The sequence below is a fragment of the Erwinia papayae genome, from assembly GCF_058241465.1.
In genome coordinates, this window is the sequence record NZ_JBZCHT010000009.1 from 1,023,246 (window position 1) to 1,045,876 (window position 22,631).

Consider the following 22,631-nt stretch of genomic DNA (forward strand, 5'->3'; position numbering starts at 1 on the left):
AGCAAAATATCTCATTCAACAACTTTTTCGTATTACTAATACTCCCGCTTCGCTTATGACAGTTAATTTAAGCCGTATCAGATTTTTCACAGCTTTATATATCCATAAGCTTTATATGTTTATTGTTTCATTACTTTTGAATGGACCTTTTTAAATTGAATGTTCAATCAATAAAAACTATGATTGTGCCAGTTTTTTTACATTCACAGTACAAAAATTACAGCAGCTCTTTTACCAATGCATTGAAAATCATGAAGATAGTTAACAACTCCTGATTAAATTGCCAGTGTGGTTAGCGGATACGGATGACAGTTTCCTGGTATGCGCTAAGACGCACTTTGCAACGCTCAGGCGCTTGCGGAGAAAATATGCCAACAACAGAAATACTGAAAAGAGAACAGCAGGATCGCATTAACCCGGTGGTTTTTTATACTTCAGCCGCGCTGATTTTATTATTTTCCCTGACCACCATCACCTTCACGGATTTTTCCGACCAGTGGATCAACCGTACTCTGCAATGGGTGTCTGCAACCTTTGGTTGGTATTATTTACTGGCCGCTACGGTTTATATCGTCTTTGTGGTGCTGATTGCCGCTTCGCGGTTCGGTTCAATAAAACTGGGACCTGAGCAATCCAAACCCGAATTCAGCCTGATGAGTTGGGCCGCAATGCTGTTTGCAGCAGGGATTGGTATCGACCTGATGTTTTTTTCAGTCGCCGAGCCAGTGACACAATATATGATGCCGCCTGAAGGCCAGGCTGAAACAATGGAGGCAGCGCGCCAGGCGATGGTCTGGACTCTGTTCCACTACGGACTGACCGGCTGGGCCATGTATGCATTGATGGGCATCGCACTGGGTTATTTCAGCTATCGTTACGGGCTGCCGCTGACAATACGCTCCGCGCTCTATCCGATTTTTGGCAAACGAATTAACGGTCCCATTGGTCACTCTGTGGATATCGCGGCGGTGATTGGCACCATATTTGGTATTGCCACTACCCTTGGCATCGGCGTGGTTCAGTTGAACTATGGTTTGAATGTGCTGTTTGATATACCAGAAGGACTTGCCGTGCAGGGGGGGTTGATTGCTCTTTCGGTGATTATGGCTACGATTTCAGTGACTTCCGGGGTTAACAAAGGGATTCGTTTTCTGTCAGAGCTGAATGTATTTCTGGCGGTTGGCTTGATCCTGTTCGTCCTTTTCGTTGGCGATACCCGTTTTCTGCTGAATGCTCTGGTGTTGAACGTCGGTGACTACATCAACCGTTTTATGGGAATGACCCTGAACAGTTTCGCCTTCGACCGCCCCACCGAATGGATGAATAACTGGACACTGTTTTTCTGGGCCTGGTGGGTTGCCTGGTCCCCCTTCGTCGGGCTGTTTCTCGCGCGGATTTCACGGGGGCGTACCATCCGCCAGTTCGTGGTGGGTACGCTGACCATTCCATTTATTTTTACCCTGCTGTGGCTATCGATTTTTGGTAACAGCGCACTGAATGAGATTATCCACGGTAACGCCGCTTTTGCGCAGGAAACGCTCGGACACCCTGAACGTGGGTTCTACAGCCTGCTGGCACAGTACCCGGCCTTTACCTTCAGTGCGTCGGTGGCAACCATTACCGGTTTACTCTTTTATGTCACTTCTGCGGATTCCGGTTCGCTGGTGTTAGGAAATTTTACTTCGCGCCTCAGCGATATCAATCACGATGCGCCAAACTGGCTGCGTATCTTCTGGTCGCTGGCGATTGGTGTGTTGACCATGGGAATGCTGATGGTTAATGGTGTCAGTGCCTTACAAAAAACCACGGTGATTATGGGCCTGCCATTCAGCTTCGTGATCTTCTTTGTTATGGCCGGGCTGTACAAATCGTTGCGCGTTGAAGATCACCGTCGTGCCAGTAGCGTGGTCAGTACACCACCGGTGCCTGTTTTACGCGACGATCGTCTGAACTGGAAACAGCGCATTTCAAGGGTAATGCACTACCCCGGTAGTACCCATACCCGAAAAATGCTGGAAAGCATCTGCCGTCCGGCAATGGAAGAAGTGGCGCTGGAGCTGGAGCGCAGGGGCGCTCAGGTACAGGTTAACGAACTTTCCCCCACCGGAGATGAGCGTCTTAACCATCTTGAAATGCTGGTCAGTCTGGCTGATGAACAAAGTTTTGTGTATCAAATCTGGCCACAACGCTATTCCGTACCGTCCTTTACCTACCGCGCCCGCAGTGGTAAGTCCGACTATTTCCGACTGGAAACGTTTTTACTTGAAGGCAGCCAGGGTAATGATCTGATGGATTACACCAAAGAGCAGATTATTAATGACATTCTTGACCAGTATGAGCGTCATCTGACCTTCCTGCATATTCACCGGGAAGCACCGGGTAACACCATGTCGTTCCCTGAAGTGCCCTAATCTCGCGGTAAAGCAGCAGATAAAAAAGGTAATAAACACTTTTTTATCTGCATATACGCTTTTTTCATCCGCCTGATACATCCCTGCCAGACAGGTCTCGAGTGGTGCCTGATAAAAAAAGTTCCTTCTGGTTTGAGATAAAAAGTCGTAAATATCTTACGTGACCTGCTGGCAATTGTTGCCACTGGCTGTAAAGCCCTGTGGGATATTGACCTACCGCGACTTTTTTTTACAAGAATTACTAAAGATAACCGCGATGATTTTATTCATTAAAAAGTATGTTGTAACTAAAATGATAATCATGCATCAGGTATCCTTCAGGACTGCTATCCAACGGGTTAACCCTGCACACTTCAGGAAATAAGTTGATAAAGGTTATTGTTACAGGAATAGCAAAGCCCTTTCGTAACACGTTGAAGAAGTTACTAACCGACGTAATTATTAAATGAGGTTCAGCGCGGGGTATGCCTGGCCTTTGCTGATTAGCTGAATATAAGGCCCAGACCAGACCATGCTAATTATTCGCCAGCCCCACTTTTTCTCCTCATTACCCGTAATGGCGACAAGCAACAGGCAGTAAGACTAATCTCAATATTGTAAATATATGCGCATTCATCGAGGGTTTATTCGCAAAAAATATGAAAAAGAAGGTGAATAAAGAAATATTTTCTTGTTGAGGTATTTTTTACTGAGCAATTTCTATGTACACTGACCATCGTTCGATTCAAACATTGATTAAGTTTAACCACTCACAACGCTACGGACTCCTTATATGAGCGAAACGCTGAAAGTATTAAATAACATCCGAACTCTTCGTGCTCAGGCCCGGGAAGTTTCTTTATCTGAACTTGAAGATATGCTGGAGAAACTCGAAGCGATTGTTAAAGAACGTCGCGAAGCTGAAGCGGCGATTGCTTCAGAAATTAAAGAAAAAGAAGAAAAACTGGCAAAATATCGTCAGATGTTGCTCGACGATGGCATTGATTTAAGTGAGCTGACTTCTGCTGAGACGACTTCTGGTAAATCTCGTGCCAAACGTGCTCCTCGCCCGGCAAAATACCAGTACACCGACGAAAACGGTGAGAAAAAATCATGGACCGGCCAGGGTCGTACCCCTGCGGTAATCAAGCAGGCGCTTGACGAAGGCAAGCAGCTGGATGATTTTTTGATCTAATCTCCGGCCACGCTGGTCACATCAGCGTGGCACCTTTTAACCCTTTTAGCTGTTATTTATTCTCCCTGTCTGCCCTGCGCTCTCTTTTCCCAATAACAAAATTTTTCGCTGAATCAATTAATGTTATAAATCACCTGATGAGTATGTTGTAACTAAGGACTGAGAGGATGAAACGATACGATGCGGCTGAAAATCTGCGGTGCTGTATAGCAGATATTGAACACGCCCTGATGTTGTTAACAGAACAAATAGAACAACAGCGCCTGCTGGTCGCCAGAGTGTTCGAACTACCGCCGGTCAGAAAGGGGGAAGATCATCAGCCCGTCACTGAAATTAAAGTCAAACAGCATCTGGGTAAGCCAGGGTTAAAAATGGCTCTGGCGCATTACAATCATCTGTTTATGCAGCACCAGTCAGAAACGCTGAGCACTAAATCCGCCGTGCGCCTGCCGGGTGTTATTTGCATGGAGGCTGATGCGCAACAGTCTGCCCTTCTTATCCAACAGATCGAAAAGATAAACGCGCTCAAAGCCAGGCTTGAAAAAATAATCACCGTTGACTCCGGCGTGACCAGTGAGGAAAGATTTGATTTCGTCCACAGGCAACTGCATGGACTGATTACCCTGAATGCCTATCGCTCAATAACCGTGCTGAACGGTGTAGATTCTGTTCGGTTTGGCTGGGCGAATAAGCACATCATCAAAAATGTTTCCCGGCAGACAATACTCGATCAACTTAAAAAAAGTCTTAACGCCGGCAGAGCCTCAGCCCCCTGGACGCGAGAACAATGGGCAGAGAAATTGCAGGAAGAAATAAATCTGATTAATTCCTTACCAGAAAACACCCGGCTAAAAATTAAACGTCCGGTAAAGGTACAGCCACTGGCAAGGGTATGGAGTAAAGAACAACAGAAGCAAACCCAGCTGGCCTGTCCCTCTCCACTGTTAGTTCTTTGTGAAAATGCCAGTCAACTGCCAAAAACAGGTGAATTACTTAATTACGATGCAAAAAACGTCGTTCATCGTTTTAAACCTCAGGCAGAGACACTTTATTTACTTATTCCACGACTTCATCTCTACAGTGATCGACCGGACTGACCGATCGGGGATTTTCCGGGTAAAAAAAGAGCGGAATATTTTCCGCTCAGGCCCTTCTTATTACTTACTTACATCATGACTTCATACTGCCAACCATATCTTCGGGGCGCACCCAGGCATCAAACTCCTCTTCAGAGAGATAACCCAGCTTTAACGCCGACGCTTTCAGCGTCAGCCCCTCTTTGTGCGCTTTTTTAGCAATTTCTGCCGCTTTATCGTAACCAATATGGGTATTTAATGCGGTCACCAGCATCAGTGATTCATTAAGGAGTTGTGAAATGCGTTCCCTGACGGGTTCAATGCCTGTCGCACAGTGGTGGTTGAAGCTGTCCATACCATCAGCCAGCATGCGCACAGACTGCAAAAAGTTGTGGATGATCATCGGCCGGTAAACATTCAGCTCAAAGTTTCCGGACGCACCGCCCAGATTGATTGCCACATCATTCCCCAGCACCTGGCAGCAGAGCATGGTCATCGCTTCACACTGGGTTGGATTAACTTTGCCCGGCATAATCGAACTGCCCGGCTCATTTTCCGGGATGGCAATTTCGCCAATACCACAACGCGGTCCGGACGAGAGCCAGCGAACATCATTGGCAATTTTCATCAGCGAGGCGGCCAGTCCTTTCAGTGAACCGTGGGCATGAACCAACGCGTCACAGGTCGCCAGCGACTCAAACTTATTCGGCGCGGTAACAAAAGGATGACCGGTCGCCTCTGCCAGCGCTTTCGCCACGCGCACGGCATATTCCGGATGGGTATTAAGCCCGGTCCCCACTGCCGTGCCCCCCAGCGCCAGCTCAGCAAGGTGAGGAATACTCTGCTCAATATGCTTCAGATTATGGCTGAGCATCGCCACCCACCCGGAAATTTCCTGCCCCAGCGTCAGCGGCGTGGCATCCTGTAAATGCGTCCGGCCAATTTTAACGATGTCTTTAAAGGCGTCCGCTTTCGCAGCCAGGGTTTTATGCAATACGTTCAGTGCAGGCAGAAGATGTTCACGCAGTGCGATGACCGCAGCAACGTGCATTGCGGTGGGGAAAACATCATTGGAACTCTGGCTTTTGTTGACGTCATCATTGGGATGGATGAGGCGGGACATGCCACGCTCACCACCCAGCAGCTCACTGGCGCGATTAGCAAGCACCTCATTCATATTCATGTTGCTCTGCGTGCCCGATCCCGTCTGCCAGACAGCCAGTGGAAACTCATCACTGTGCTTTCCTTCCAGCACTTCATCAGCGGCGGAGACAATTGCTCGCGCTTTTTCTTCCGGCAACAGCCCGAGATCCTGATTAACTCTGGCGGCAGCACGCTTGGTTAGCGCCAGTGCATCGATCAAAGCAGCGGGCATTTTTTCCGTTGAGATGCGAAAATGTTCCAGTGAGCGCTGTGTCTGTGCGCCCCACAACTTTTCTTCAGGTACATCGATGGGGCCCATTGAATCTTTTTCAACGCGATTAGCAGCCATGACTGTCTCCTTTGGTTAAATGGCGGGAATAATTTGTTGCTGGTATTTGCGGTTATCAGGCGCAGGAAGCCATTTTTCATACAATAATTTAACATTATGCAATGTATACCTCTTTTCTGCACTGCCGATTGCCTTTTAGTAAAGGTTTTCTGCTTTAATAACCTTCGCGTCCACCTGATTATTTATGAGTTAATATGCAAAAATTAATCAATTCGCTGCAACATTATGCATGGGGTAGCCGCCATGCGCTGGACAGTTTGTATGGCATAAGCGATCCACAACAGCGCCCGGTTGCTGAAATGTGGATGGGAGCACATCCTAAAAGTTCCTCTTATATTGAAGTCAGAGGCGAAAATCGCTCACTCCGTGAGGTCATTGCCGAAAACCCGGAAAACATGCTGGGTGAAGAGATCGCCGCGCGCTTTGGTGAATTGCCTTTTTTATTTAAAGTACTTTGTGCTGAACAGCCGCTGTCGATTCAGGTCCATCCCAGCAAACCTGCGGCAGAAGCGGGTTTTGCCCGCGAAAATGCCGCCGGGATCCCCCTGAATGCCGCTGAACGAAATTACAAAGATGCTAATCACAAGCCTGAGCTGGTTTTTGCTCTGACCCCATTTCACGCTATTAACGGCTTTCGTCAGCGACACGAAATCGTATCTTTGCTGCAGCCGGTAGCCGGGGCGCATCCTGCCATTGCTCATTTTCTACAGTTATCCACCGACGGTCTGCCTGAACTGTTTTCTGCGCTACTTTCCATGCAGGGGGAGGAGAAAAAACGGGCGCTGGATATTCTGAAAAGCGCACTGAACGGTCAGCCCGGTGAGCCCTGGCAGACTATCGCCCGGATTGCAGACTTGTATCCTGATGACAGCGGTCTGTTTTCACCGCTGTTGCTGAATGTCATCACCTTACAGCCCGGTGAAGCGATGTTCCTGTTTGCCGGCACCCCTCACGCTTACCTGCATGGCGTGGCACTGGAAGTGATGGCTAACTCTGACAATGTATTGCGTGCCGGACTGACGCACAAACATATTGATGTTGCGGAGCTGATGGCAAATCTGCAATTTGAGCCCCGCCCTTTCAACAGCCTGCTGACGCGGCCCGTCCGGCAGAACGAGATGCTGTCATTCCCGGTGCCGGTGCCGGATTTTGCCTTTTCCGTGCATCGGCTGAGCGACACACCGTTGACTGTCAGGCAACGAAGCGCCGCTATTTTATTCTGCATTGACGGGCAGTCGGAGATAAGCGACGGCCACTGCAGGCTGAAGCTGGCTCCCGGAGAAGCCTGTTTTGTGCCCGCCGCCAGCGCCCCGTTGACATTAAGCGGCACGGGTCGCACGGCGAGGGTTTATAACCGGGTGGGAGATTGCGGCTGACGGCATCAGCCACAATTGCTATTATCAATCAGGTTGATACGTTCTCTGTTTCAGCAGTGGCTTTGGCAAGCCTGCACGATGAGAGCGGGGACATTTTCTGTCGTTCCTGTAGCGGATTTTCAGGGTCAGCATTCGGAAAGAGCGCAAATCTGTCTGCACTGGCTGAAAGGTGATAAATTCCGCCACCGCCTTTCATCACGACAGGAACAGCTCTTCCGCCTGAGGGACAGGGATGAGACCAAAAACGCCTGTATGGCGTTTTTTAGTTCGTGGGACGTTAACCGACCGGCGGGTGATGCCGTAGTCAGCGACTTGAATAAAGGACAATGTTACAGATGAAGAGAACAAAGATAGCAATTGGCGTAGTGGTTGCGCTTGGGGTGGTCTGGACAGCTGGGGCATGGTACACCGGTAAACAGCTGGAAAAAAACATGGACGAACTGGTGCAGAATGCCAATGCTCGTATGAACGAGATGGCACCGGAAAGCCGCCTGCGGTTGAGCTACCAGAACTTTAAACGCGGCCTGTTCAGCAGTACCGCGCAGGTAGTGATTCAGTCCAGCTCACAAACAGAAGATAACGCCTTACTGAAACCTGGTCAGAGCATCGTGTTCAATGAAAAAATTGATCACGGTCCCTTCCCCTTTGCCCAGTTGAAGAAATTCAATCTGATCCCCAGCATGGCTTCCGTGCACAGTCAGCTGGAAAACACTGACGCAGTGAAAAAGCTGTTTGAAGTCACCAAAGGTCAGTCGATTGTTCAGGTTGATACCCGCGTGGGTTACAGCGGTAACACGGTGTCTGATGTCACCCTGCTGCCCGTTGATTACAGTAATCCTCAGACCAGCGAACGTTTCGCGTCCAGCGGGGGCAAGCTGCACATCAGCGCCGATGAAAAAGGCGATAAGGTGGATTTCAGTGGTCAGCTGGACAGCCTGACCCTCACCGCGCAAAACCAACTGAATATGCCGGTGCTGTTTACTGCCAACGGCCTCAATCTGGATGCCGAGACTCAGCTCAGTCCGGAGGGAATGCGTGTTGGCGATCAGAGCATCAACCTGAAGACGCTGGCGGCAACGGTCAACGGTCAGCCTGCCTTTAACGCAGAAGGGCTGAATGGTAAGTCCTCGTTCAGCGCCGAAAACAGTCTTATTTCAGGAACGATTGATTATGCTCTGGCATCGTTGAAGGTGCAGGGCCAGGATTTTGGTCAGGGCAAGCTGGCAATTAAGCTGACTAAATTCGACGCTAACGGGATGAAAGCCTTCTCAGAAAACTATAACCGTCAGGCACAGGCGCTGGCCAACGATCCCGCCCTCAGCGCTAATCCGCAATTGTACCAGCAGCGTCTGAGCCAGGTGCTCAGTGCCAACCTGCCGCTGTTGCTGAAAGGCAATCCGCAGCTCGATATTGCCCCGCTGAGCTGGAAAAATGCCAAAGGTGAGAGCAGCCTTAACCTCGCGGTTCAGTTTAAAGATCCGGCTACCGGCGTTGCGCAGCCGCAGAATGTGACTGAAGCCGTCGATAAAGTGTTGAAAACACTGGATGGTAAACTATCCATCTCGATGGATATGGCGACCGAACTGATGACTCATGTGGCGATGGCGGAAGGTCACAAACAGGATGACGCTGCCAGACTGGCAGAGCAGCAGGTGAAAGGCATGGCTGCGATGGGCCAGATATTCCGCCTGACCACGCAGCAGGACAACAACATCATCACCAGCCTGCAATATGCCGAAGGTCAGGTGACGATGAATGGCGAAAAAATGACGCCAGACCAGTTTTTCTCCCGCTACACGCTGGGCGGCAGCGCACCAGAAGCCGTTCCGGCCCCCTGAAGAGCCAGTACGGTGACCATTATCTTTCTCAGGGCGCGCATCTGGCGCCCTTTTTATTTTATGACGGCTGGACGTCCGGCCCTCATGGCCTGAAAACAGGGTCAAATAACCAACAATTAACCGTCCGATGGCGCAATTTTCTGGCAGAAAAGCGCTAAATGTTTTTATACTGTTCTGCACTTTACCGCTAACTACAGAGTGCAACCGCATGATCGACAGCCAGCTCCCGCTTACCGATATCCACCGCCACCTTGATGGCAATATTCGCGCACAAACCATTCTTGATTTAGGCCGCCAGTATAACCTTACCCTTCCGGCCTCGACGCTGGAGACGTTGCGCCCCCATGTGCAGGTGACAGAAAACGAGCCGGATCTGGTCAGTTTTCTGCATAAGCTTGACTGGGGGGTCAAAGTGCTGGCCTCGCTGGACGCCTGCCGTCGCGTGGCGCTGGAAAACGTTGAGGATGCCGCCCGTGCGGGAATCCACTACGCCGAACTGCGCTTTTCACCGGGCTATATGGCGATGACCCATCAGTTACCGGTTGCGGGCGTGGTGGAGGCGGTAATTGACGGTATCCGCGCCGGATGTCAGCAACACGATATTGAGATACGTCTGACGGGCATTATGAGCCGCACCTTTGGCGAAGAGGCCTGTCTGCGCGAACTGGAAGGCTTGCTGGCTCACCGTGATGGCATTACCGCGCTGGATTTGGCCGGGGACGAGTTGGGTTTTCCAGGCAGCCAGTTCCTCAGCCACTTCAACCGCGCCAGGGATGCGGGTTTTCGCATTACGGTTCACGCCGGAGAAGCCGCCGGACCGGAAAGTATCTGGCAGGCTATTCGCGAACTTGGCGCTGAACGTATCGGTCACGGCGTAAAAGCCGTTGAGGATCCGGCACTGATGGATTTCCTCGCCGCCCATCAGATAGGCGTGGAATCCTGCCTGACATCGAATATTCAGACCAGCACAGTGCCATCGCTTGCCCGTCATCCGCTGGCAACCTTCCTTGACCACGGCATTCTTGCCACCATCAATACCGATGATCCGGCGGTGCAGGGTATTGAGCTGGCCCATGAGTATCAGATTGCAGCACCAGCGGCGGGCCTCAGCCAGGCACAAATCCGCACCGCTCAGGAAAACGGGCTGAAAATTGCATTTTTAAGCGAAAGTGAAAAGCAGGCAATTCGCGCAAAAGTTGCTGCCTGAGGCGACCAGAAACAACATGTTGTCCGGCAGCCGTTCGGGATAAAAAAAGCGGGGGATTAACAGCATCCCCCGCACTAATGTCACGGTATTTCGCCAGCTGGCTTTGCCATTCGGCCAGACTTTATGCCAGCTACTTCAGCGACATAGTCTGGCGTTTTTCCGCCGATTGCAGACCCAGTTCAATCAACTCCATCACCTGAATGGCCTCTTCCGCCGTCACCGGGTTATTCCCACGCCCGAGAATGGCATCACGCACCCCGGCATAATAGGCAGGATAGTTACCCGGGGTGGTCAGCAGCGTCTCTTCCACCAGCGAACCGTCATCAGAGGCTATCGTCACCACGCCATCACGCATATCATAGCCCCACTCTTCCTGTGGGGGCCGGACGCCCGACTTAAGCCTGTCTTCCTGTGGATCCAGACCGAATTTGACGTAACTGCCTTTGGTGCCGTGTACCTGATAGCGCGCTGATTCAGCCGGCACCAGCATACTGGCGTGCAGAACCACCCGACGCTGAGGATAGGTCAGCACCGCATGAAAATAGTCGGTGGTTTGTGCGCCTGGCCGCAGTTCTGTCATATCGACAGTGATGGCAACCGGTGAGCCGAACAGCTGCAACGCCTGATCGATCACATGCGGCCCTAAATCGTACCAGATACCGCTTCCCGCGCCTTTCTGTTCGCGCCAGCGGTTGCGCACTTCCGGCCGAAAGCGGTCGAAATGTGACTCAAAATAGCGCACTTCGCCAAGCGTTCCCTGCTCAAGCAACGTTTTCAGCGTAAGGAAATCGCTGTCCCAGCGGCGATTGTGAAATACCGACAGCAGCAATCCGCTGGGCTTAGCCAGCGCGTCCAGTTCACGAGCCTGTGACAGTGTCACGGTAAAAGGCTTATCCACCACCACATGTTTACCGGCATTCAGCGCGGCTTTCGCTAGTGGAAAGTGGGTATCATTTGGCGTGGGGATCACAATCAGCTGGATTGTAGGATCGTCAAACAGCGTCTGCGGATCGGCTACCACGCTGGACGAGGGCCAGTCAGCATGGACTTTAGCCGCATCACTACTGGAAACTACCGCCAGATCCATTCCGGAAGTTCCGGCAATCAATGGCGCATGAAATGTCTTGCTGGCAAAGCCGTAGCCAACCAGCCCTACCCGAATTTTATCGCTCATTTGCACTCCTTCTGTCACATATCCAGATGATTTAAGACCATCAATCGCGTAAGAACAAGCAGGAATGACCCGAATTGTCACCGGGCAGCTGTTTCGGCAGATGCCGTGACCGGATCTCAGTCATCCACCCTCGCCGGGTTGAAATGATCGGAGATTTCCCCATCAAGCCGGGGCAGCCCTGCCTCGGGCAATGCGGAATCCGATGCTACTGAATAAAACGGCTCCCGCCTTTATTTTGCAGTAACAGCGGTTTTACGGGGATGGATTCCTTACCGATCGTCATCCGTGACGTCCGGGCGAGGTAGTCACGTAAATATGCCTGCTGCCTGTGCTGCTGGTAGTCAGCGTCGCTGGCGTAAATTTCATAAAAATACCAGCGGTTTGTTCTGTTCAGATCGACTGCAGCATACATAGCCAGCACCCCCTCCTCAGTTGTGAGGGCCGCCGCCATTTCCGGCAGTACAACATTTTTAAATGCCTGTTGAAATTCAGGTTTTACATCGACAATAACCAGATTATCAATGGTTGCGGCACGTTGTATCACCCGCTTATCACCGACAAACTGAGGTATCAGCTTGATTTGCTGCTTCTGGTCAATAATCTCAGACGCACCAGCAATAAATGCCCTCCAGGGTGCGGCATTGAGATGATAAAGATATGCCTGATTATTTTTATATATTTCAATCATGTATGTCTGATGTGCGTTATCTTTTCTGCTTAAAGGGGTCTGACGCTCAGTGGAACGAAAACTCACGCTAAGAGATTATGGTATGTCAAGATAAGCAAAAAGATCCTAATTGGATCCTTTTGCTTCTGAGAGTCTTAGTTGCTTATATGGCTCTGAATTGGCCTTATGTCAAATATCAGTCACCGTTAGTTATTTGATATTTCCGACAGACCTATTTCGACCGTTTCAAGGGATTTGAGCATATAGGGGGTGAAGTCGACCTCTTTTTCGTCGACGAGGTTGATCATTGATCCTGAACCACAAAATGCAGCTTCGTCACGTACCAAGCAGAATGAAAGCCTTTTCTTCACCCCTTCCTTTTTTTCCCGCAGGGGAATATTGCGGTCTATTACTGCATAGCCATGGGCATTGACGGACCGGATATTATACAACTCCAGAGGCTGCAACTCGCTCAGGCTTTTGATACCATAGACGTCCAGAGAACGCCGGGTTTCTTCTCTGTTCCGGTTATATTTTTTCTTTTTCCACGTATCCGTTTTTTTATTAAAATAGACCTTTTCAGCAAGCGATCTGTTTGGTCCGTATCCGTCGCTGATGACATCAACAGGAAACAGGCAAAGCCAGATATTAAACGGAGGGGATTTTACCTTTGATGCTGTGTATTCAGGTGGGTAGAAATTTTTAAAAAATACATAACCACAACTTCTTCCACCATATCCAGCAGTAGATACTTCGTTGTAATAATTATCAAAATTATCATTATTGAAGTCAGATGGAACATGTATTTCAGGAACGATGGAACTCACTGCGTTCTGTGATATTAATGCCAGAATTAATGGAATCAAAAATTTCCTCATCCCTCTCTCCTTAACTAGTCTGATTCGGGTTTTTCGTTGACCGGGTTATTATGGCTGTCCGGGAATTTCTGCTCGGTGAGGACTGCTATCGCGCTGCCGTAGACACAGCAGCGGGTATCAAAACCATTCAGCCCCTGATAGTTTTCGTTATTGACCTGGCCCGGCAGGTTAACGGCGGCACTGGCCTGCCAGAAAGCCTGGCTGCGGTAGTAAATCTTTATCCCTCTCTGCCGGGGAGTGACGCTGCACCGCTCCAGCACATGATCATTATCTGCGTAGGGGGCCATATTCGCTGAAATCCAGTAAAACCCAGCACTGCTGGCCGCTTCATGGAGGTCGCTGCTGACGTTATTCCGCAACCGGATAATGTTCTCCGGGACGAGGTTTTCGGTATCAGACAGGTGATTGTCGGTGTAGCGAATGATCCGGTGTGCATACAGGCGATTATATTCATTTATCAGGGTGTTCCTGATATTTTCAGGGCAGGCTCGTCCACGGAAGCTGAAGTAATCAAAGTAATTCACCGGGCTGGTAAGCTGTAACAGACCGCGCCCGTACCACGGGTAGTACCAGATGTTGTAACGCCGGATGACCTGACGCGTGCGCGGGTCTATTTCCGTATAGCGATACCCTTCATCCATCGACCCCAGCCAGCCCGTTTCCTGAATACCGTTCCCCAAGAAGCAGGCGATGCGCAGCGGGGTGGTAATCAGGTATTTCTGCATTGTCCTGTTCATGTGCGTGCGGATATTGTCCGCTACGCTGCCGGTGCCATCCCGGTAATTGTTTATGGCCTCCCAGCGGTAATCATTCCGGCCTGCCGTTCTTAACGCGTTCCGGGGAATGAGCTGCTTCAGTTCTGATTTGCTCAGCCAGCAACACCTGCGGAAATGGGTGATGAAGGCAAGCGGGTGGAAATGCCACAGCCTGCCTGTGCCAATTGCGCCAGTGTCAAAGCACAAGGCTGAGGCATGACTTTTAAGTCGTTCATAGTCTTCTTCAGACATGGCAGGGACATCGTCAGAGCCTTCTTTAAGCCAGGCATGGAGCTGGTCAAAGGTGGCGGCATTCCATTCCAGCGGAAAATGGCAGACCATACGGCTGCTCAGATCGCTGAAATGCCGACCGTCCTGCAATCCGGAGATAAGGGGAGAATTACACTGGCTGTTATTGTCCGTGTCATCATCCACCATTCGCCAGCCCGTCCAGTGCGGGAAATCAGCATCGCTGAATTTTTTGATGTCAGGGGAGGCCAGATTGACCATACCCGTTCCGCCGGGAAAGCTGACGGTACGCCACAGCGGGGCATAAGTGGGCGTCAGGATTTCATGTTCAGTACTGATAACCCGGCCGAAGCGAAGGAGTTCAAACCCGGCAGACGGATTCTGCGGGTACAGACGACAGGCTGTCCGGTACAGATTGTATTCATACTTCAGACCCAATCTTCTTATGTCAGTATGCGTCACATATAAACCGTATTGACAGCCAGGATATGTTTATCTGCTTAATGTGCTGATCACCTCAGGCAAAAGGATTGTGAGTTACCCCGATTGCTGTATTTTTCTCCGTTTATGCCGATAACACAGTTAACACCAGGCCTCCTCTTTCCGGATAACGAGAAAATACATGAAAATATCTACGCGACTTGCATCAGGTTTCGGCCTGCTTATTCTGCTTTTTATACTCTGTACCGGCATCGCACTTAACGCACTGAGTAAGGCAAGCGACGGCATGGACGACGCCGTCAACGTCAAAATGAAAAAGTACCAGCTGGTACTGGACATGCGCGGGGGCCTGAGGGATATGGGTATCGCGGTCCGTAATATGGCTCTGCTGACCGACCCTCAGGCCATGAAACCGGAGTGGGAGCGTCTGCAGAAACAGAAACTTCTCTATATTGAAAACCGGCGCGCTCTGGATGAGATGATGAAAGCGGACTCTGTGCCGCAGGGCCGCGAAGTATTCAGCCAGATAGCTGAAGCTGAAGGTCCGGCACTGGCTGCGCTCGAGCAGGCGGGCCAGCTCGGGCTGGCTAACCGTGCTCAGGAAGCCACCGATTACCTCATGAAGGTCACGCGTCCGGCGCAGAGCACGCTGCTGAAAGCCCTGAACGACATGACGCAGATTCAGATGAAAAACACCCAGTCCGCCGTTGAGCAGAACAGCCGGTCAGTCGACCGCGCATCGCTGATACTGGTGTTACTTGCGGCCGCATCCGTGCTCGTGGCGGCCGGAACCTGCGTAATGACTATTCGTGTGCTGATGCGTCAGCTGGGCGGGGAACCGGCACAGGCGCAGGCGCTCGCGGCCACTATCGCCGCCGGCGACCTGACCACGCTGGTCACGCTGCGCCGTAACGACACCGGTAGCCTGCTCGCCTCACTTGACGGTATGCAGGCGAACCTTCGCGGTCTGGTCTCGCAGATTAAAGACGCCTCCGCCTCAGTGGCGCTGGCCGCGGATGAAATTTCGCAGGGCAATACCGAGCTTTCCTCACGCACCGAGCAGCAGGCCGCCGCCCTGCAGGAAACGGCCGCCAGCATGGAGCAGCTTACCGCCACGGTGAAAAGCAACACGGCGGGCGCGCAGAAGACCGCAGACTCAGCCCGTGAGACTGCGTCGCTTGCGCGTACCGGCGAAGCGGACGTACAGCGCATGTCGGAAACCATGAATGCCATCTCGCTGAGCGCATCAAAGGTAAGGGACATTACCGCCGTGATTGAGAGCATCGCCTTCCAGACCAACATCCTGGCCCTCAACGCGGCGGTGGAAGCCGCACGGGCCGGCGAAGAGGGTCGGGGATTTGCCGTGGTGGCCGGCGAGGTCAGGACGCTGGCCCAGCGCAGCGCCACCGCCGCGCGTGATATCAAGCAGCTGATTGAGCAGGCCGTGGAGCAGGTGGAAAGTGGCGTGGAGGTGGCGGCAGGTACCGGCCATAGCATCCTTAAAATTGTCGGCATGGTGGGTGAGCTGGCGGAGGCCATGGACAACATTTCGCTGGCCTCATCCGAGCAGATGCATGGCATCTCACAGGTCAGCGTTGCCGTCAGCCAGATGGATGGCGTCACGCAGAACAACGCCGCGCTGGTTGAGGAGTCCTCGTCAGCGTCACAGTCACTGTCTGAGCAGGCGCACGCGCTGCGCGGCATGGTAGAGACGTTCAGGGTATAAGCCGGTCTGAATGACGGCCGTCTCTTCACCTTATTACCTGGCAGCACATGACTGCCAGGTAATACTGAACGACAGGCTTCTTCTGAATCCTGCAGATGACAGCGGCCAGCTAACGGGAAGATTAAAACACCATGCATGAAAAATATATGCGCGTTGAAGAAATCAAGTCACAGACCGATGCGCTTTTCGTAAGCGTCATGTCCAGACCGTATTGATGCTTATACAGATGTGAGATCAGCCTTCCAGGGCAGCAGATCGCGGACCCGGTTTACCGGCCAGTCCTGGATATGGCCGATGACGTAACGCAGCCACGCCTCCGGCTCCACGCCGTTCAGCCTGCAGGTGCCGATCAACGAGTACAGCACAGCTGCTCTCTCCCCACCTGCGTCTGAACCGGCGAACAGCCAGTTCTTCCGGCCCAGGGCAACGCCACGCAGCGCGTTCTCCGCGATGTTGTTGTCTATTTCCGCCCAGCCATTGCCGCAGAACAGGTTCAGCGCGTCCCACTGTTTCAGCAGGTACGCGAACGCCTTCGCCCTATCCGAGTGCCGCGACAGCACCTTCATCTGCGCCTGTATCCAGTCGTACAGCGACTGCATCAGCGGGAGGGTCTTCTCTTTCCGGATCACCAGACGCTCGTCTGCCGGACTGCCGCGTATTTCCGCCTCGATGGCATACAGCTCACCGATGCGCTTCAGCGCTTCGGTGGTAATGTCCGTCGGGGTACGGACGTGAACGTCGTGGATTTTTCGCCGGGCGTGCGCCATGCATGCCGCTTCGGTGATGCGCCCCTCTTCGTACAGGGCATTGTAGCCTCCGTATGCATCCGCCTGCAGGATCCCGCTGTACCCGCTCAGATGCTGTTGTGGATGAACGCCTTTACGGTCCGGTGAGTACGCGAACCAGACTGCCGGTGGCATGACCGAGCCCGCGTTTCGGTCATCCCGCACGTACACCCACAGCCGGGCCGTGCGCGTTTTGCCGCTGCCCGGCTCCTGAACAGGGACCGGGATATCATCAGTATGCACCTTGCCGGGCATCAGCACGTACTGCCGCAGCAGGTCATACAGCGGCTCCAGCAGTTCACTCACCGCCCCGGACCATCTCCCCAGCGTGGCCCGGCTCAGCGCCACACCCTGGCGGCGGTATATCTCAGACTGCCGGTAGTGAGGCGTGTGCTCCGCGAACTTCGCCGTGACGATGCGCGCCAGCAGAGCGGGGCCGGCGTAGCTGCGTTCGATAGGCTTTGACGGCATCGGGGCCTGAACGATGTGGTCGCACTGGCAGCAGGCCAGCTTCGGCCGCTGCGTTTCGATAACCTTAAAGGCGCTGCTGATGAGTTCCAGCTGCTCCGACACGTCGCAGCCCAGCGGGCTGAGGGTGCCGCCGCACGCCGGACAGGCAGTTTCGGCCGGCGGCAGCGTACTTGTTTCGCGCGGGAGTGAGGCAGGAAGCGGTTTACGGGCGGAAGACTGGCGCAGCGGCTGCGGGAGTACCGGGTCATGCTGCTCTCCCAGCACCTCCGCCATCTCCTCCTGCAGGGCGCTGATGCGCTCTTCAGCTTCGCGCACCTGACGCGCCGTTTTTTCACGCAGCTTTTCAGAGCTTTTGCCGAACTGCATGCGCTGCAGCTTAGCAACCAGCGCCTTCAGTCGGTTTATCTCACTGGCGTACGCCGCCACCCGCTGCGAGAGCAGCCGGTTATACTCCGCCATCTGGCGTATTGTGTGCTGCTGCGTGTCCAGCAGCGCCCGGAGCCGGGCATTTTCATCGCAGAGTGAGCGCACCATGCGCTTACTTTACTCCGGTTCAGATGCGCAGGCCAGGGCGTTCCGTCCGCTGCGGATGCTTCCAGTTGATGCCTTCCAGCAGCATCGCCAGCTGCGCGGGCGTCAGATGGACTTTACCGTCACGGGTCACCGGCCAGACAAAGCGCCCCCGCTCCAGCCGTTTGGTGAACAGGCACAGACCGTCCCGATCTGCCCACAGCACCTTGATCATATCGCCCCGCCGGCCCCGGAAGATAAAGAGGTGGCCGCCGTACGGGTCAGCACGAAGCGTATTCTGCACCTTCGAGGCCAGCCCGTTGAAGCCGTTACGCATGTCGGTTACGCCGGCGACCAGCCAGATACGTGCGCCCGCAGGAAGGGAGATCATTGTTGACCGCCCTGCATTTCCCGGATAAGCATCTGCAGAAGTTCCGGCGTGAGTCTCCCGCAGATGCGCAGCGTACCGGCGGGCAGAACCAGTTCGCAACAGGCAGGCTCTCCTGTTGAGGGGACCGGCAGCTTAGCGGGTCGGTCGGTCGGGGGCAGCGTCACGGGGAGCAGTGCCGGCGTACCGGCAGGAGCAGCACCCAGCAGCCCCTGCTGATAATGGCGCCGCCAGTTGAACAGCAGATTGTCATTGATGTCATTTTCGCGGGCAAGCTGTGCCACGCTGACGCCCGGTTGCATAGACTTTTCCACCATAGCGATTTTAAATTCGCGCGGGAAGTTAGGCCGGCGTGGTCGCCTGCGGGACGCAGGTATTGCTGTGGGTGCAGCAGACGGGGGCGGAACAGGCGACTTTCGTGACGCCTGTCGGTAAAGCCGGTTGTTCAGGGCTTTCAGATTTACGCTGTCCGGCAGAGGCCATGATAATTCCGCTCTCTGAAAGCGAACGAAGAGTTCGCAGACGGTGGTTTTGGGGATACCTAACCGCCGTCCTGCCTCAACGCGGGACAGCTTTTCATCAAAATGAAGGCGCAGAGCCTCAAGGAGCCATGTCCGGTTTTTCACGCGATAATGTCCATTAAAAATGATGGACATTATTCTCCCGTAACGGGAGACAACCGGACAGACGGTCTAAATAAGACGCTTACCCTTAGTGCAACGGGGTCGGCAGAGAGGTTTTATCCTGCAGCCCGATCAGCGCAGGGCTGCCGTGCAGCGCAGAAAATTGTTCATGACCATAATCATCCGGCCCACCGCCATCAGGTCTGCGGTGAGCAGCAGTTCCGTGCGGACCAGCCGGTCCATCAGGACCCGGTCGTTCATCTGCTCCTGAATTTTCGCGTACAGGGCCGTCAGGTGAACCCAGTTGTTGGCAAACGTGTCCACGCTCAGGTATTCCCCCTCGCTGAGCTGCCGCAGCAGCGCGTCCACGTCGGCCTTAAGAGACGTAATACGGTCCGTGCCGGCGAATGCAGCGTGTCTGTCGTACGTCATACGCGAAAGGTCTCCACCATGCCTCGCAGGGCGCGGGCCTGCTCTGACAGCGACTGCGATGCTGAAGACGACTCCTCCACCAGGGCGGCGTTGTTCTGCGTCACGCCGTCCATCTGGCTGACGGCGATGCTGACCTGAGAGATGCCCTGCATCTGCTCACCGGAGGAGAGGGAAAGGCTGTCCATGGTGTCGGCCAGCTCGCCTACCATGCCGACAATCCTCAGGATACTCTCCCCCGTACCGGCGGCCGCGGCCACGCCGCCTTCCACCTGGGACACGGCCTGTTCAATCAGCAGCTTGATGTCCCGCGCGGCGCTGGCGCTGCGCTGAGCAAGAGACCTGACCTCCCCCGCGACAACGGCAAACCCCCGCCCCTCCTCGCCGGCGCGTGCGGCTTCCACGGCGGCATTGAGCGCCAGAATATTGGTCTGAAAAGCAATCCCCTCGATGACCGAGGTGATGTCCCGTATCCGGACCGCGCTCAGCGAAATCTCATGCATGGTCTCCGACATGCGCTGCACGTCAGCCTCACCGGCGCGGGCGAGCGTGGCCGTCTCGCGCGCGGTGCCGGCGGTCTGGTGCGCGCCAGCCGCGTTGCTTTTCACCGTGGCGGTCAGCTGCTCCATGCTGGCGGCCGTCTCCTGCAGGGCAGCGGCCTGCTGCTCGGTGCGCGAGGAGAGCTCGGTATTCCCCTGCGAAATTTCGTCGGCGGCCAGCGCCACCGAGGCGGACGCGTCCTTAATCTGCGACACCAGCCCGCGCAGGTTGGCCTGCATGCCGTCCAGCGAGGCGAGCAGGCTGGCGGTGTCGCCGCGGCGCAGCGTGACCGGCGAGGTCAGGTCACCGGCGGCGATGGCGGCGGCCAGCGCCTGAGCCTGAGCGGGCTCACCCCCCAGCTGGCGCATCAGCATGCGGACCAGAAGATAACAGGTGGCCACGGACAGCAGGACGGACAGCGCGGCCAGGCCCGACAGGATAACGGCCGTCCGGGCAGTGCGGGCGCTGTTTTCTGCCCCCGTATCCCGGCTCAGCTGCATCTCCGTGTCCGTCAGGTTATCCAGGGCGTTAAGCAGAACCCTCTGCGCCGGCCGGGCGGTGGTCATCAGAAACGCGGTGGCCTCCTGCTGGCGGTTATCCAGTCCCAGCTTTCCGGCCGCCATCAGCGTGGAAAGCGCGGCGTCTTCTGCCGAAAGGGATTTCTCCAGCAGGGTTTTTCCGTGCGCGGATACGTTGCCGGACATGCTTTTTTCCAGCTGTTGCCGTTTCTGAATATAAACCTCACGCTGGGCCGTCAGGCGCTGCCACTCGGGCTGCATCTGGGTCGGGTCAGACAGCAGTGCAAGGTTACGGGCCGCAATCGCCATGTCGCGCATGCTGTTACGCATGTCCACGACCAGGGCAAAGCGCTTCATCTTCACGTCGACGGTATCGTTCATACCATCTCTGGCCTGCCACAGGGCGTGAACGGCAATGCCCGTGCACAGGATAAAAAGCAGAATAAGCAGGCCAAAGCCGGCGCTGAGGCGCGTTGAAATTTTCATCAGTTCTCCGGAAAACGTTTGTTTGATGAACGGGTATCGGCAGAAACGCGAGATTCAGCAGGGCTGAACACAACTGAATTGAACGCAATACACTATCCGGCGGAATTTTCAGTAAAACCACACAGTTGGCAGGCAGTGATCAAAAACCGTTCAGGGGCGTGCCTGTGCAGCATATGTGTTGCAGTAAACCGCACCGGGCTTAACCTCACTTTGGTTTTCCATTCCACATAAACCATGATATGTCCATCAGGGTATCGACGGTGCTGGAAGAAATGGCCCCGGCCACCGAAATCTATTCCATCGATGAGTCATTTCTTGACATTACCGGTATTGGACAAGCAGAGCCGTTTGAAGATTACGGCAGGCGCGTCCGGCAGCGGGTAAAGGCCGTCACGGGCCTGACGGTGGGTGTGGGAATGGGTCCCACAAAAACGTTAGCAAAGTCTGCACAGTGGGCTTCCAAAGAATGGCCACAGTTCGGGGGTGTCCTCGCGCTGACGCCAGGTAATCCCGCCCGAACCCAAAAGCTTCTCTCGCGGCAGCCGGTCGAGGAAGTCTGGGGCGTCGGCCGGCGTTTGAGTAAAAAACTGAATGCCATGAGTATCATCACCGCGCTTGACCTGGCGCGTAGTAACCCGGCTTTTATCCGTAAAAACTTCAGTGTAGTGCTGGAACGCACGGTACGGGAGCTTTCAGGCGAACCCTGCATCGCGCTCGAGGAGGCTCCGCCGACCAAACAACAGATAGTGTGCAGCCGCAGTTTCGGTGACCGGGTAACGACCATTGACGGCCTGCGCCAGGCCATCTGCCGGCACGCAGAGCGTGCAGCAGAGAAGCTGCGTCAGGAAGGTCAGTACTGCCGGCACATATCTGTATTCATCAAAACGTCCCCGTTCTCTCCCGGAGAACCCTATTACGGCAATGTTGGAGGTGAACGACTTACAGTGGCCACGCAGGACACGCGCGACATTATCGCCATGGCCATAAAAAGCCTTGAACACATCTGGCGTGATGCTGGGTGACTTCTCTCCCGCAGCGACGGCACAACTTTCGTTGTTTGACGATCATTCTCCCCGCCCGGCCAGTGCGCAGCTGATGGCAGTGATGGATAAGGTCAACAATTCGGGACTGGGGAAACTGTGGTTTGCAGGTCAGGGCGTTGCACCCAAGTGGGAGATGAAGCGGGAGATGCTTTCACCTTCGTGGACAACAAGATGGACAGATATACCTGTCGCAAATCTTATCTGATTTTCAAAAATAATTCCTTTACCTCCTACTGCCTCTTTACCTCTTACCTCTTATCTTGTTATCTTGTTATCATAATAATGATATAAAATACATATAACTAATGATTAATACTATCTTATCATCTTAACAAGATAGTATTATATTATCTTGAAAACTTATCAACTTGTGA

General features: G+C 53.5%; 17 protein-coding genes and 1 pseudogene. 8 read left to right on the forward strand and 10 right to left on the reverse strand.

Translation table 11 applies throughout. The features are described from left to right. Positions 1-368: 368 nt before the first annotated feature. The 3 genes from AC3RPL_RS09555 to tus all read left to right on the forward strand — a co-directional run bounded on the left by AC3RPL_RS09555 (position 369) and on the right by tus (position 4,682). On the forward strand, positions 369-2,411 hold the full coding sequence (locus tag AC3RPL_RS09555; RefSeq protein ID WP_490739820.1) for a choline transporter: 2,043 nt from the start codon (positions 369-371) through the stop codon (positions 2,409-2,411). A 772-nt stretch (positions 2,412-3,183) separates the two neighbouring features. Further along, positions 3,184-3,585, forward strand: coding sequence for an H-NS family histone-like protein (locus AC3RPL_RS09560; protein WP_034935908.1), 402 nt, complete (start codon positions 3,184-3,186; stop codon positions 3,583-3,585). 167 nt (positions 3,586-3,752) lie between these two features. Continuing rightward, positions 3,753-4,682: a DNA replication terminus site-binding protein gene (gene tus, locus AC3RPL_RS09565; protein ID WP_490739821.1), complete on the forward strand. Its 930-nt coding sequence runs from the start codon at positions 3,753-3,755 to the stop codon at positions 4,680-4,682. Positions 4,683-4,755: 73 nt separating this feature from the next. Here tus and fumC read toward each other — a convergent pair whose 3' ends face one another. Continuing rightward, positions 4,756-6,153, reverse strand: coding sequence for a class II fumarate hydratase (gene fumC, locus AC3RPL_RS09570; protein WP_490739822.1), 1,398 nt, complete (start codon positions 6,151-6,153; stop codon positions 4,756-4,758). A gap of 194 nt (positions 6,154-6,347) precedes the next feature. Between fumC and manA the strand changes: the two genes are divergently transcribed. The 3 genes from manA (at position 6,348) to add (ending at position 10,574) form a co-directional block, all read left to right on the forward strand. Continuing rightward, positions 6,348-7,529 (forward strand): mannose-6-phosphate isomerase, encoded by a 1,182-nt coding sequence (manA, locus tag AC3RPL_RS09575; protein WP_490739823.1) that lies wholly within the window; start codon positions 6,348-6,350, stop codon positions 7,527-7,529. Positions 7,530-7,864: 335 nt separating this feature from the next. Beyond that, complete coding sequence (locus tag AC3RPL_RS09580; protein WP_490739824.1) at positions 7,865-9,367, forward strand: YdgA family protein; 1,503 nt, start codon at positions 7,865-7,867, stop codon at positions 9,365-9,367. Positions 9,368-9,575: 208 nt separating this feature from the next. Continuing rightward, positions 9,576-10,574, forward strand: coding sequence for an adenosine deaminase (gene add, locus AC3RPL_RS09585; RefSeq protein WP_034935900.1), 999 nt, complete (start codon positions 9,576-9,578; stop codon positions 10,572-10,574). A gap of 130 nt (positions 10,575-10,704) precedes the next feature. On the opposite strand, the gene AC3RPL_RS09590 is transcribed toward add, so the two are convergent. The 4 genes from AC3RPL_RS09590 to AC3RPL_RS09605 form a co-directional block, all read right to left on the reverse strand. Further along, positions 10,705-11,748, reverse strand: a complete 1,044-nt coding sequence (locus tag AC3RPL_RS09590) for an oxidoreductase (RefSeq protein ID WP_490739825.1) — start codon at positions 11,746-11,748, stop codon at positions 10,705-10,707. 205 nt (positions 11,749-11,953) lie between these two features. After that, positions 11,954-12,436, reverse strand: coding sequence for a putative quinol monooxygenase (locus AC3RPL_RS09595; RefSeq protein ID WP_490739826.1), 483 nt, complete (start codon positions 12,434-12,436; stop codon positions 11,954-11,956). A 185-nt stretch (positions 12,437-12,621) separates the two neighbouring features. After that, positions 12,622-13,293 carry a hypothetical protein gene (locus AC3RPL_RS09600; RefSeq protein ID WP_490739827.1) on the reverse strand — a complete coding sequence of 224 codons (672 nt, stop codon included), beginning with the start codon at positions 13,291-13,293 and terminating at the stop codon, positions 12,622-12,624. Between the two features lie 14 nt (positions 13,294-13,307). Next, positions 13,308-14,759, reverse strand: a complete 1,452-nt coding sequence (locus AC3RPL_RS09605) for a hypothetical protein (RefSeq protein WP_490739828.1) — start codon at positions 14,757-14,759, stop codon at positions 13,308-13,310. A 160-nt stretch (positions 14,760-14,919) separates the two neighbouring features. Between AC3RPL_RS09605 and AC3RPL_RS09610 the strand changes: the two genes are divergently transcribed. After that, positions 14,920-16,464, forward strand: coding sequence for a methyl-accepting chemotaxis protein (locus AC3RPL_RS09610; protein ID WP_490739506.1), 1,545 nt, complete (start codon positions 14,920-14,922; stop codon positions 16,462-16,464). 218 nt (positions 16,465-16,682) lie between these two features. On the opposite strand, the gene tnpC is transcribed toward AC3RPL_RS09610, so the two are convergent. The 5 genes from tnpC to AC3RPL_RS09635 form a co-directional block, all read right to left on the reverse strand. Further along, the gene (tnpC, locus tag AC3RPL_RS09615) at positions 16,683-18,254 is read right to left on the reverse strand and encodes an IS66 family transposase (RefSeq protein WP_490739507.1); all 1,572 of its coding nucleotides are present in this window, start codon (positions 18,252-18,254) and stop codon (positions 16,683-16,685) included. A gap of 19 nt (positions 18,255-18,273) precedes the next feature. After that, positions 18,274-18,621, reverse strand: coding sequence for an IS66 family insertion sequence element accessory protein TnpB (tnpB, locus tag AC3RPL_RS09620; RefSeq protein WP_490739508.1), 348 nt, complete (start codon positions 18,619-18,621; stop codon positions 18,274-18,276). After that, positions 18,618-19,274: an IS66-like element accessory protein TnpA gene (gene tnpA / locus AC3RPL_RS09625; RefSeq protein WP_490739509.1), complete on the reverse strand. Its 657-nt coding sequence runs from the start codon at positions 19,272-19,274 to the stop codon at positions 18,618-18,620. The genes tnpB and tnpA overlap by 4 nt, the downstream gene beginning before the upstream one ends. 99 nt (positions 19,275-19,373) lie before the next feature. Then, on the reverse strand, positions 19,374-19,673 hold the full coding sequence (locus AC3RPL_RS09630) for a hypothetical protein (protein ID WP_490739829.1): 300 nt from the start codon (positions 19,671-19,673) through the stop codon (positions 19,374-19,376). Beyond that, positions 19,670-21,214, reverse strand: a complete 1,545-nt coding sequence (locus AC3RPL_RS09635; protein WP_490739830.1) for a methyl-accepting chemotaxis protein — start codon at positions 21,212-21,214, stop codon at positions 19,670-19,672. Before AC3RPL_RS09635 ends, AC3RPL_RS09630 begins: the two co-directional genes overlap by 4 nt. Positions 21,215-21,423: 209 nt before the next feature. On the opposite strand from AC3RPL_RS09635, the pseudogene umuC reads away from it, so the two are divergent. Continuing rightward, positions 21,424-22,462: pseudogene (umuC, locus tag AC3RPL_RS09640) on the forward strand (translesion error-prone DNA polymerase V subunit UmuC); the annotation flags it as partial. Between the last annotated feature and the right edge of the window lie 169 nt (positions 22,463-22,631).

Coding starts and splice junctions, on each gene's coding strand:
- AC3RPL_RS09555 (WP_490739820.1), top strand. CDS start 369: ATGCCAACAACAGAAATACTGAAAAGAGAACAGCAGGATCGCATTAAC.
- AC3RPL_RS09560 (WP_034935908.1), top strand. CDS start 3,184: ATGAGCGAAACGCTGAAAGTATTAAATAACATCCGAACTCTTCGTGCT.
- tus (WP_490739821.1), top strand. CDS start 3,753: ATGAAACGATACGATGCGGCTGAAAATCTGCGGTGCTGTATAGCAGAT.
- fumC (WP_490739822.1), bottom strand. CDS start 6,153: ATGGCTGCTAATCGCGTTGAAAAAGATTCAATGGGCCCCATCGATGTA.
- manA (WP_490739823.1), top strand. CDS start 6,348: ATGCAAAAATTAATCAATTCGCTGCAACATTATGCATGGGGTAGCCGC.
- AC3RPL_RS09580 (WP_490739824.1), top strand. CDS start 7,865: ATGAAGAGAACAAAGATAGCAATTGGCGTAGTGGTTGCGCTTGGGGTG.
- add (WP_034935900.1), top strand. CDS start 9,576: ATGATCGACAGCCAGCTCCCGCTTACCGATATCCACCGCCACCTTGAT.
- AC3RPL_RS09590 (WP_490739825.1), bottom strand. CDS start 11,748: ATGAGCGATAAAATTCGGGTAGGGCTGGTTGGCTACGGCTTTGCCAGC.
- AC3RPL_RS09595 (WP_490739826.1), bottom strand. CDS start 12,436: ATGATTGAAATATATAAAAATAATCAGGCATATCTTTATCATCTCAAT.
- AC3RPL_RS09600 (WP_490739827.1), bottom strand. CDS start 13,293: ATGAGGAAATTTTTGATTCCATTAATTCTGGCATTAATATCACAGAAC.
- AC3RPL_RS09610 (WP_490739506.1), top strand. CDS start 14,920: ATGAAAATATCTACGCGACTTGCATCAGGTTTCGGCCTGCTTATTCTG.
- tnpC (WP_490739507.1), bottom strand. CDS start 18,254: ATGGTGCGCTCACTCTGCGATGAAAATGCCCGGCTCCGGGCGCTGCTG.
- tnpB (WP_490739508.1), bottom strand. CDS start 18,621: ATGATCTCCCTTCCTGCGGGCGCACGTATCTGGCTGGTCGCCGGCGTA.
- tnpA (WP_490739509.1), bottom strand. CDS start 19,274: ATGTCCATCATTTTTAATGGACATTATCGCGTGAAAAACCGGACATGG.
- AC3RPL_RS09630 (WP_490739829.1), bottom strand. CDS start 19,673: ATGACGTACGACAGACACGCTGCATTCGCCGGCACGGACCGTATTACG.
- AC3RPL_RS09635 (WP_490739830.1), bottom strand. CDS start 21,214: ATGAAAATTTCAACGCGCCTCAGCGCCGGCTTTGGCCTGCTTATTCTG.